7 protein-coding genes are annotated in these 9,322 nt (G+C 68.1%); all 7 read left to right on the top strand.

The features are described from left to right. Window positions 1–161 precede the first annotated feature (161 nt). The 7 genes from H9X80_RS05685 (at window position 162) to pflA (ending at window position 9,249) form a co-directional block, all read left to right on the top strand. Window positions 162–1,085, top strand: coding sequence for an SDR family oxidoreductase (locus H9X80_RS05685; protein WP_204793373.1), 924 nt, complete (start codon window positions 162–164; stop codon window positions 1,083–1,085). After that, complete coding sequence (locus tag H9X80_RS05680; protein WP_204793372.1) at window positions 1,082–1,852, top strand: DUF1295 domain-containing protein; 771 nt, start codon at window positions 1,082–1,084, stop codon at window positions 1,850–1,852. The genes H9X80_RS05685 and H9X80_RS05680 overlap by 4 nt, the downstream gene beginning before the upstream one ends. 316 nt (window positions 1,853–2,168) lie before the next feature. After that, the gene (locus H9X80_RS05675; RefSeq protein ID WP_204793371.1) at window positions 2,169–4,655 is read left to right on the top strand and encodes a glycoside hydrolase family 3 C-terminal domain-containing protein; all 2,487 of its coding nucleotides are present in this window, start codon (window positions 2,169–2,171) and stop codon (window positions 4,653–4,655) included. 60 nt (window positions 4,656–4,715) lie between these two features. Beyond that, window positions 4,716–5,276 carry a GtrA family protein gene (locus tag H9X80_RS05670; RefSeq protein WP_204793370.1) on the top strand — a complete coding sequence of 187 codons (561 nt, stop codon included), beginning with the start codon at window positions 4,716–4,718 and terminating at the stop codon, window positions 5,274–5,276. 733 nt (window positions 5,277–6,009) lie between these two features. Beyond that, on the top strand, window positions 6,010–8,097 hold the full coding sequence (pflB, locus tag H9X80_RS05665) for a formate C-acetyltransferase (protein WP_204793369.1): 2,088 nt from the start codon (window positions 6,010–6,012) through the stop codon (window positions 8,095–8,097). Window positions 8,098–8,177: 80 nt separating this feature from the next. After that, window positions 8,178–8,429, top strand: coding sequence for an autonomous glycyl radical cofactor GrcA3 (gene grcA3 / locus H9X80_RS05660; RefSeq protein ID WP_204793368.1), 252 nt, complete (start codon window positions 8,178–8,180; stop codon window positions 8,427–8,429). 1 nt (window position 8,430) lies between these two features. Further along, window positions 8,431–9,249 (top strand): pyruvate formate-lyase-activating protein, encoded by an 819-nt coding sequence (gene pflA, locus H9X80_RS05655; RefSeq protein ID WP_204793367.1) that lies wholly within the window; start codon window positions 8,431–8,433, stop codon window positions 9,247–9,249. Window positions 9,250–9,322 lie beyond the last annotated feature (73 nt).

The raw sequence follows: 9,322 nt of genomic DNA, 5'->3' as shown, positions 1-9,322 counted from the left end.
TGACAGGGGTGGGGGTGACAGGGGGACGGAGCGGAGACACTTCCTCCGTCCCCCTTGTCATGTGGGGTCGCCCAGCTCACCAACACGCTCTCGATGGCCTGCTTCCTGTGGGGCACGCTGCTGCTCCACCGCGCGGGCCTTGCGGGCAGGAAGGAGTAGCAATGAAGATCGTTCTGGCAGGGGCCTTCGGCAAGCTGGGCTCCGACATCCTGCGCGCGCTCTGCGCGACCGACCACAGAATCGTGGCCGCCGACGCCGTGCTGCGCGTGCCCGACGACGTCGACGCGTCGCGCTTCGAGACGCGCCAGATCGACGTCACCCACCCGGAGACGCTCACGGGCCTCTGCGACGGCGCGGACGTGGTGATCACCACCGTGGGCCTCACCGGCGCCTCCACCAAGGTCACCAACTACGACATCGACTACCAGGGCAACCTCAACCTGATCGAGGCGGCGCGCGCCGCGGGCGTGAGGCACTTCGGCTACGTCAGCGTCATCAACGCCGACAGGGGCGAGGGCATCCCGATGGTCCACAGCAAGTACCTGCTGGAGCAGAGGCTCAAGGCCTCGGGCCTCGCCTACGTGATCTGGCGCCCCACCGGCTACTTCTACGACATCGCGCACGTCTTCTGGCCGATGATCAAGTCCAAGAGCGTGCAGCTGCTCAAGACCAAGGGCGGCTTCGAGCCGCGCGCCAACGTCATCGACACGCGCGACTTCGCCCGCTTCATCCTTAAGACCATGTGCGACGAGAACAGGACCTACTCGGTGGGCGGCACCGAGACCTACACCTACCGCCAGATCGCTGAGATGTTCTACAACGCCGACGGCGTCACGAACGGCCCCGTGAAGGTTGTGCCCGCGTTCATGATGGACGTGCTGGCGCACCTGCCCAAGATCAAGGCGCAGGGCAAGTCCGACGTGCTCAAGTTCTCCAAGTTCACGCTGCTCAACGACTGCGTGGGCGACACCGAGGTGCCCGGGCTGAGCTTTAAGGCCTACATCGCCGAGAAGAGCTACGCGCCAATCATCGAGGCCGAGCTCGCCGCCAAGGCCGCGGCCGAGAAGGGCGGTGAGCGCCGATGAACTGGACGCTCACGGGGACGCTCTTCGTGGTGGCACTTCTCGCCTGCTCGATGGGCTTCAAGCGCTTCGTGTGGTTCATGTCGATCGGGTACGGGCTGGCCGTGGCGGCGATCGCGGTGGCGACGCTCGTCGCGGGCGCGGGCATCACCGGCAACCCGCTCACGCCGGGCCTCGTGGTGGCGCTTCTCGTCTGCCTGGCCTACGGCCTGCGCCTGGGCGTCTTCCTCTGGCGGCGCGAGATGGGCAACGCCAACTACCGCAAGGTCCTCGCGACCAAGGTGGGCAAGGAGCCGCCGGTCTTTGTGAAGGCGCTCGCGTGGCTCTTCATGGGCGCGCTCTACGTCTGCGAGACCGCGGGCCTGCACCTGCGCCTGGCCAACGGCACCCCCGACGACGCGGCGCTCTGGGTGGGCGTCGCCGTGATGGCCGTCGGCGCCGTGATCGAGGCCGTGGCCGACCAGCAGAAGAGCGCCCAGAAGGAGGCGCACCCCGACATGGTGGCCACCGAGGGGCTCTTCTCGGTGGTGCGCTGCCCCAACTACCTGGGCGAGATGCTCTTCTGGACCGGCGTGTTCGTGACGGGCGTCCCCAGCTACGCCGGAGTTGTGCAGTGGGTCGTGGCGCTCGTGGGCTACGTGGGCATCCTCTTTGTGATGGTCGACGGCGCGCGCCGCATGAAGCGCGGCCACGAGCAGCGCTACGGCTCCGACGCGCGCTACCGCGCCTACGCCGAGCGCACCAAGCTCGTCATCCCCTTCGTCTGGTGAGACAAAGGGGACAGGTTCTTTTGTCTCATGAGACAGGGGACAGGTTCTTTTGACTCAAAGCGGGGCGCGCCACCTCCGGCCACCGCCCCGCAGGCCCGGCCCCTGAGCCGGGCCTTTTTTTGTGACGCGCCACGACACCGCCCCGCCCGCGAGCCTGGCGTGGGGGCTCCCCTCCACGTCCCGCTACCGCCCGCCGCGTACCAATCGTGTCCTGATTTGGGCCGTTTGCGCCACACGTCAGGGGCCTGGCACGCGGCGCCCCTATCATCAAGGCTGTCAGAATCCGATCTTGCACGGCCGGTCGCTAGGAGCCTCCATGAAGCACGAAGACCTTATCAAACAGATGACCCTCGCCGAGAAGTGCGCGCTGCTCCAGGGCGCCACCACCTTCGGCACCCTTCCCATCAAGCGCCTGGACATCCCCTCCGTCGAGTTCTCCGACGGCCCGTCCGGCGTCCGCCACCAGGCCGGCGCGGCCGACCACCTGGGCCTCAACGGCTCCGACCCCGCCACGTGCTTCCCCACCGCCGTCACGATGGCCAACACCTGGGACCCCGAGCTCGTCGAGCAGGCCGGCGCCGCCATGGGCAACGAGGCCGCCACGCAGGGCGTGAACACGCTGCTTGGCCCGGGCCTGTGCATCAAGCGCAATCCCCTGTGCGGCCGCAACTTCGAGTACTACTCCGAGGACCCCTACCTCTCCGGCAAGATGGCTGCGGCCGCCGTGCGCGGCATCCAGTCCAACGGCATCGGCGCGTGCCCCAAGCACTTCGCCGTCAACAGCCAGGAGGCCCGCCGCCAGGCGTCCGACTCCATCCTCGACGAGCGCACCCTGCGCGAGATCTACCTCACCGGCTTTGAGATCGCCGTGCGCGAGGCACACCCCAAGACCATCATGAGCTCCTACAACCTCGTGAACGGCACCTACGCCAACGAGAACCCCCACCTGCTCAAGGACATCCTGCGCGACGAGTGGGGCTTCGACGGCGCCGTGGTCACGGATTGGGGCGGCTCCAACGACCACACCGCGGGCGTGGCCGCCGGCTCCACCTACGAGATGCCGGCGCCGGGCCTCGCCTCCACGCGCGAGCTCATGGACGCCGTGAAGAGCGGCAGACTCGCCGAGGCCGACCTCGACGCGCGCGTGGACGAGGCCATCGAGCTGGCCCTCTCCACCCGCGCCGCCACGGAGAACGCCGCGAGCTCCTTTGACGCCGACGCCCACCACGCGCTCGCCCGCAAGGTGGCCGCGGCCGGCTGCGTCCTGCTCAAGAACGAGGAGAGCCTCCTGCCACTTCCCGCCCACGCCCGCGTGGCGCTTGTCGGTGACTTCGCCAAGACCCCGCGCTACCAGGGCGCCGGCTCCTCCGCCGTCAACTCCACCCGCGTGGACTCCCTGCTCGACCTCATCGGCGAGACGGACCTCGACCTGGTGGGCTACGAGCCCGGCTTCGAGCGCCACGGCGGCGAGAACGCCTCCAAGCGCGCCGCGGCCCTCGAGCTCGCCAAGAGCGCAGACGTGGTGCTGCTGTGCCTCGGCCTGGACGAGATCGCCGAGTCCGAGGGCGCCGAGCGCCTCTCCATGCGCCTGAACGAGAACCAGGTGGAGCTCGCCCACGCCGTCGCCCAGGTCAACCCGAACGTCGTGGTGCTGCTCTCCGCCGGCTCCTGCGTGGAGAGCGACTGGATGGCCGACGCCCGCGCCGTGCTCTACTGCGCGCTCGGCGGCCAGGCCGGCGCCGGCGCGGCGCTCGACGTGGTGTGCGGCAAGGTCTGCCCCTCTGGCAAGCTCACCGAGACCTGGCCGCGTCGCCTGGAGGACGTGCCCTCCTCGGCCAACTTCCCCTCCGAGGAGAAGAGCGCCGAGTACCGCGAGGGCCTCTACGTGGGCTACCGCTACTTCCAGACCGCGGGCGTGCCCGTGGCCTTCCCCTTTGGCTTCGGCCTCTCCTACACCACCTTCGCCTACTCCGACGTCAAGGCCACGCCCCAGGAGGTCAGCTTCACCCTCACCAACACCGGCAAGGTGGCCGGCGCCGAGGTGGCCCAGCTCTACGTGGCTAAGCCCGACCACGAGGTCTTCCGCCCCGCGCAAGAGCTCAAGGGCTTCGTCAAGGTGGCGCTCGAGCCGGGCGAGTCCCGCCGCGTGAGCATCCCGCTCGACGACAAGGCCTTCCGCTACTTCAACGTGGCCACCAACCGCTGGGAGGTCGAGGGCGGCACCTACGAGCTGCGCGTGGCCGCCTCCTCCGACGACGTCCGCCTCACCGCCACGCTCCAGGTGGCCGGCACCGGCGCCGCCAACCCCTACGCGGGCGTCGACGTGGCCCCCTACCAGACCGCCGACGTCACCTCCGTGGACGACGCGCACTTCGCGGCCCTTCTCGGCCATCCCGTGCCCGCCGGCGACGCCGCCATCGAGCGCAACATGTGCTTCCGCGACCTCAACCACGGCCGCTCGCTCATCTTCTGGGTGGTCTGGCTCGTGCTGCGCTCGCTCAAGCGCGCCGCCGACCGCAGCGGCAAGCCGGACCTCAACGTGCTGTTCGTCTGGAACATGCCGCTGCGCGCCATCGGCAAGATGACGGGCGGCATGGTGGACATGGGCGTCGTGGACGCGCTCGTCCGCGAGGTCAAGGGCTACGGCTGGGGCGGCGTGGTGCTGCTTGCCGTGGCACTTCTCGCCGGCTGGGGCGTCGGGGTCGGCATCCTGCTCTGGGTCCTGTGGATCGTGGTGCCCATCGCGTTCGCCTTCGTCAGGAACCTCGTCCTCAACGGACAGACCAAGAAGCTGCTCGGCTAGCCAGCGTCCGGGCCGGACGCGCCAGCCCCGCGACGCCAACGACAAACAAGGAGAGATCACATGAACTTCTGGACCAACTTCGCCGAGAAGCACCCCGCGGCAGCCAAGTGGATTCGTGAGGGCGGGCTCTTCGTCATCGTGTCCAACCTGATCACGGTGTTCAAGTACCTGATGCTGACCTTCCTGCCGGCCGCCTTCGCCTTCCTCGGTGACGCCTCGTTCGGCTGGCCGGGCATCCCGGTGACGCTGTTCGGCGAGACCTTCCAGTGGAACATCCTGGGCTACGACCAGGCCCACGGCGGCCTTGCGTACTTCTGCGCCTACATGGTGGCCATGGTCATCGGCGAGTGCATCAACTTCCCCATCCAGCGCAACTTCGTGTTCCGCTCCCACGGCAAGCTGGGCCCGCAGATTGCCTGGTACCTGGTGGCGTTCATCATCATCACCTGCATCGTGAACTCCATCAACTGCATCTGGGTCGCCGTGGCCGGCATGTTCGTCCCCGACTGGGTCTACAACATCGGCACCACGGTGCTGAACGGCGGCATCTCGATGGTAATCTTCTTCTTCGTGAACAAGATCATCTTCCCCGAGGGCGAGGCCAAGCCCAAGGAGGCCTAAGGCCGAGTCCGTGGTCGGGCGCATCGCTTTCCCGTGGGGGGCGCTGCCTTCGGGCGGCGCCCCTTTTTGCGTGGCGGGCGCGGACGGCGGGTTCTTCTCGCCGGGCGGGACGCCGGCATTCCCGGGTCCTTCTCGCCGGGTGGGGCGCTGGCAGCCGGCCGTCAGCGGCACCTGGCCGTCAGCCGCCCAACCCATGCTGCGCGGGATTCGCCGGGAGTGTGCATCTGTGCCGCCAAATTTGCCGGGGCTGTGCGCGCCACGACGCACACAGCCGTCGAACCCGGCGGCCAAAACGCACAGACCCCGGGATTCCCGCGCACGCCGCGCAGCAGCAACGCTGCTCCGCACGTCCTTCTCGCCGCGCCGCTCGCACGCCGCGCAGCAGCAACGCTGCTCCGCACGTCCTTCTCGCCGCGCCGCCCGCACGCCGCGCAGCAGCAACGCGGCCCCGCGCACGCCGTGCAGCGGGCGACGTCACTCCGCCCGTCGCCCGCCCGCGCCCCACCAGCCGTGAACGGTAGTGACTCGTCGGTGAACGGCAAGTTCAGATACCTTTACGTCCCACAACCCATAGTGACACCACTCGCTACCAGCCACAAGATGTTGTGGAAATTTGCGGTTGACGCATGTGGCTAACTTTTCTGGCCCCGCATTGCGGCGCTCTCTGGTACGTTAGAGGGCGCCGTTATCCGGCAGTACGCGCAACGACTACGGAGACAAGGGAGCGTGACCAGTGAGTCAGGAAGCTTGGCAGGGATTTGTCAGCGGCAACTGGGAGCACCAGATCGACGTCCGCGACTTCATCCAGAGGAACTACACCCCCTACGAGGGCGACGAGTCCTTCCTCGCCGGCCCCACCGAGAGCACCACGAAGCTCTGGGACGAGGTCCTCGACCTCTTTGAGCAGGAGCGTGCCGCGGGCGGCGTCCTCGACATGGACACCAAGGTCGTCTCCACCATCACCTCCCACCCCGCCGGCTACATCGACCAGCCCCTCGAGAAGATCGTGGGCCTGCAGACCGAGAAGCCCCTCAAGCGCGCCCTTATGCCCAACGGCGGCATCCGCATGGCCGTGGCCGCCTGTAAGCAGAACGGCTACGAGGTGGACCCCGAGGTCGTCGACTTCTACACCAACTACCGCAAGACCCACAACGCGGGCGTCTTTGACGTCTACACCCCCGAGATGCGCGCCTGCCGCCACTCCCACATCATCACCGGCCTGCCGGACGCCTACGGCCGCGGCCGCATCATCGGCGACTACCGCCGCGTGGCTCTCTACGGCGTCGACCGCCTGATCGAGGAGAAGAAGGCCGAGCACGCCGGCACCCAGAAGACCATGAACGAGGCCACAATCCGTCACCGCGAGGAGCTCGCGGAGCAGATCCGCGCCCTCGGCGAGCTCAAGCAGCTCGGAGAGATCTATGGCATCGACATCTCCGGCCCCGCGCGCACCTTCCAGGAGGCCGTGCAGTGGCTCTACTTCGGCTACCTCGCCGCGGTCAAGGAGCAGAACGGCGCCGCCATGTCCATCGGCCGCAACTCCACGTTCCTGGACATCTACGCCGAGCGCGACCTCAAGGCCGGCCTCATCACCGAGGAGGAGGCGCAGGAGATCATCGACCACCTGGTCATGAAGCTCCGCATGGTCAAGTTCGCCCGCACGCCCGAGTACAACGAGCTCTTCTCCGGCGACCCGCAGTGGGTCACCGAGTCGCTGGGCGGCATGGGCATCGACGGCCGCCCCATGGTCACCAAGACCGCCTTCCGCTACCTGCACACCCTGGAGAACATGGGCACCTCGCCGGAGCCCAACCTCACGGTGCTCTGGTCCACGCGCCTGCCCGAGGCCTTCAAGCGCTACTGCGCCAAGATCTCCATCACTACGAGCTCCATCCAGTACGAGAACGACGACCTCATGCGCGTCTACCACGGCGACGACTACGCGATCGCCTGCTGCGTGAGCTCGATGCGCATCGGCAAGGAGATGCAGTTCTTCGGCGCCCGCGCCAACCTCGCCAAGTGCCTGCTCTACGCCATCAACGGCGGCCGCGACGAGAAGAGCGGCGAGCAGGTGGGCCCGAAGTTCCGTCCCGTCGAGGGCGACTACCTGGACTACGACGACGTCGTCGCCAAGTTCCGCGACATGATGGCGTGGCTCGCCGGCGTCTACGTCAACGCGCTCAACATCATCCACTACATGCACGACAAGTACTGCTACGAGCGCCTGCAGATGGCCCTACACGACGAGCACGTGCACCGCTGGTTCGCCACGGGCATCGCCGGCCTCTCCGTGGTGGCCGACTCGCTCTCCGCGATCAAGTACGCCAAGGTCAAGGTCATCCGCGACGAGACCGGCCTTGTGACCGACTACGAGGTCGAGGGCGACTTCCCCAAGTACGGCAACGACGACGACCGCGTGGACCAGATCGCCCACGACGTGGTCGAGGTCTTCATGAAGTTCGTCCGCGAGACCGACACCTACCGCAACTCGGTGCCCACCACCTCGATCCTCACGATCACGTCCAACGTGGTCTACGGCAACGCCACCGGCAACACGCCGGACGGCCGCCGCGCCGGCGAGCCCTTCGCCCCGGGCGCCAACCCCATGCACCGTCGCGACACGCACGGCGCCGTGGCGTCGCTCGCCTCCGTGGCCAAGCTCCCGTTCAAGGACGCGCAGGACGGTATCTCCAACACGTTCTCCATCGTCCCGGGCGCCCTCGGCAAGTCCGACGCCGTAATGTTCGACGAGCTTGACCTCGACGCGCTGGGCGTGGACATCCAGATCGAGAACCCCGCGCCCGACTGCGGCTGCTGCTAGGCCGCCCGGCGCACGACCCCGTAACTCGTCACCATGAGCCGGGCGGGACGCCCCGCCCGGCACGCGAGAAAGGAACCCACATGACCACCGCCACCGTCTCCCCCGAGCAGGTTGACAACCTCGTCAACATGATCGACGGCTACGTCGAGGAGGGCGGCCACCACCTCAACGTCAACGTCTTCACGCGCGAGACCCTGCTCGACGCCCAGGCCCACCCCGAGAAGTACCCGCAGCTCACCATCCGCGTCTCCGGCTACGCGGTGAAGTTCAACTCCCTCACCAAGAAGCAGCAGGACGACGTCATCTCCCGCACCTTCCACGAGTCGATGTAGCTTGTCCGTCGTCTCTGACGCCGACGTCGTCGGGCGCGTCCACTCAATCGAGACCTTCGGGACTGTAGACGGCCCTGGCACGAGACTCGTGGTCTTCTGCCAGGGTTGCCCGATGCGCTGCCTCTACTGCCACAACCCCGACACCTGGGAGTTCGCCCACGGCGAGAAGAACCACGGGCAGGGCGGTGCGTCCGGACCCGGAGAGGACATGAGCGTCGGCCAGGTCCTCGAGACATTCGAGCGCAACCGCCCCTTCTATCGGCGCGGCGGCATCACCGTCACCGGCGGAGAGCCGATGGCGCAGCCCGACTTCGTGGCCGCGCTCTTCCGCGCCGCCCACGCCGCGCCCGCCGGGCGCATCCACACCTGCCTGGACACGAGCGGCGCCACGTTCTCCGCCACGGGCGCGTCGCGCTTCTCGCCACTACTTGACGAGTGCGATCTCGTGCTGCTCGACATCAAGACCGCTGACGCCGCCGAGCACGAGCGGCTCTGCGGCCTCCCTGCCAGCCACGCCCTCGAACTGGGCGAGGAGCTGGCGCGACGCGGGACGCCCGTGCTGGTCCGGCACGTGGTGGTCCCCGGCATCACGGACGGCGAGGAGGAGGCCGCCGCCGTGGGTCGCATCATCGGCGACTGGGACAACGTGGTGGGGCTGGACTTCCTCCCCTATCACACGCTCGGGCGGGCCAAGTACGAGAGGCTCGGGATCGAGTACCCGCTCGAGGGCGTGAAGGCGATGGAGCCGGCGCGCGCCAGGGAGCTCAGGCACACGGCCCTTGTCGCCCGTGCCCGCAGGCGCGCCGAGCGCGGCAGGTAGGCGCCTGCGACGGCCCCGAGCCATCCCCTCTCACAGAGAGCGGCCCGCGACGCGTGACGTCGCGGGCCGCTCG

This window comes from Olsenella profusa (assembly GCF_016900315.1).
Classification (GTDB): domain Bacteria; phylum Actinomycetota; class Coriobacteriia; order Coriobacteriales; family Atopobiaceae; genus Thermophilibacter; species Thermophilibacter profusus_A.
The sequence above is the reverse complement of the archived record's forward strand: the minus strand, read 5'-3'. Positions and strand labels throughout refer to the sequence as shown.